Source organism: Treponema sp. R8-4-B8 (assembly GCF_054786175.1).
This window is the reverse complement of sequence record NZ_BDHE01000323.1, coordinates 1-488: the sequence shown is the minus strand read 5'-3', so window position 1 is coordinate 488 and position 488 is coordinate 1. Positions and strand designations below refer to the sequence as shown.

1 protein-coding gene is annotated in these 488 nt (G+C 34.0%); it reads left to right on the top strand.

Going from position 1 to position 488, the window contains the following annotated elements; translation table 11 throughout:
* Positions 1 to 99 precede the first annotated feature (99 nt).
* Positions 100 to 488 (top strand): RidA family protein (locus ACYVRA_RS08605; protein WP_461252306.1); only part of this gene is annotated, 389 nt, incomplete at its 3' end.

Here is a 488-nt window from a genome sequence, read left to right as displayed (position 1 = left end):
AAGTATTGCGTCAATGTTTAAGAAAACATAAAATGATTAAAAATGTTCGGTATTCTATTTTTGAATACAGTATATTTTATCTACATTTAAGGAGAAAGCATGGAAAGCATAAAAAGAACCGACGTAAATGAGCAATGGGCACATTCCGGCATTGTTGAAGCCGGAGATTTCGCCTTTATAAGTTATTGTGCTGGCAATATAGGTCAACCCATTGAAAATCAAATACATGGTGCAATTGATCATTTGAAAAAAAGACTTGAATCAATAGGTTTAACATTGGACTCGGTTGTAAAACTGGATTGCCTATTTAGAGACGTATGGAACATACCAGTAATGGAAAAAGTATTTAAGGAACGTTTTAACGGAAAATATCCTGCAAGGAAATCAATACAGACGGAATTTGCCCATGTTGGGGGAAAGGAAGGGCTTTTATTTCAACTTGACGCAATTGCTTATAATAAGAAATATATTAAACGAGAAACAACTGG